The following is a 1104-nucleotide window of genomic DNA, read 5'->3' on the forward strand; positions in this document are numbered from 1 at the left end:
GGTGGACATGGTGATGGAAGTCAAGTGAATGAGAAAGTATTAGTGTATTCTTTACAGAGCGGAGAGATGATGCGTTCTTTACATGCTCCGTTTATGCCTGTGAATATAACAAAGGATGATAAGTATGTATATGCGCTAAGTCACGGTTCAAATACGCTTAGAAAGTTTGATGCAAGTACGTATCAAGAGGTAGGATTTGTAGAAGTAGGATCTAATCCATTTGCATTTTTGAAAAGCGGTGCAGAAGGATATGTAGCTAGTTATGATAGCGATGAAGTGTGCGTAATGGATATGAAGAATATGAAAATAAAACAAACAATTAAAGTCGGAAAAGGACCGTTTCAACTCATAGAGAGAGAAGGGGAAGGACAATGAGTAAATATAACGTGCTAGTCGTAGATGAYGAAAGTGATATGAGGCAACTTGTCGGAATGTACTTAGATAACTTCGGATACGAGTGGGGAGAAGCTGAAAATGGAAAAGAGGCACTTCGAAAATTAGAGACGGATCATTATGATTTCGTTGTACTAGATATTATGATGCCTGAGATGGATGGGCTTTCAGTTTGTAAAGAGATTCGAAAAACGTCGGATGTACCTATTATATTTTTAACAGCAAAAGGTGAAGAGTGGAATAGGGTGAACGGCTTACGTATGGGAGCAGATGATTATATTGTAAAGCCATTTAGTCCYGGGGAACTAATTGCTCGTATGGAAGCTGTTTTAAGACGATATACAAAGCAAGAACAGCAAGAAGAGATTCAATTTGGACCGATTCTTATTAATGAAAAAAGTAGGAGGGTCGAGACGAATGGTGAGACGATTCCTCTTACGGTAAAAGAGTTCGATTTACTATATTTTCTTTGCCAACATAATGGACAAGTATTTAGCCGGGAACAATTGCTTGAAAAGGTGTGGGGATATGATTATGCAGGAAGTACAAGAACGGTAGATACGCATGTGAAAACGATGCGTCTAAAGCTAGGAGAAAGTGGAAACTACATTCAAACCGTTTGGGGTGTAGGTTATAAATTTGAGGTGTAACGTATGTTTACGATGGTACAAAAGCTTTGGCTTACAGTAGTATGTGCAGTATGTGTAACAG

2 protein-coding genes are annotated in these 1104 nt (G+C 38.6%); both read left to right on the forward strand.

All coding sequences use genetic code 11. The features are described from left to right. Positions 1-375 (forward strand): YncE family protein (locus AC1DJR_RS30895; protein ID WP_477004351.1); only part of this gene is annotated, 375 nt, incomplete at its 5' end. Further along, the gene (locus tag AC1DJR_RS30900; protein WP_002126137.1) at positions 372-1043 is read left to right on the forward strand and encodes a response regulator transcription factor; all 672 of its coding nucleotides are present in this window, start codon (positions 372-374) and stop codon (positions 1041-1043) included. The genes AC1DJR_RS30895 and AC1DJR_RS30900, both read left to right, overlap by 4 nt. Positions 1044-1104: the final 61 nt, after the last annotated feature.

Source organism: Bacillus sp. 05T31, assembly GCF_056396725.1.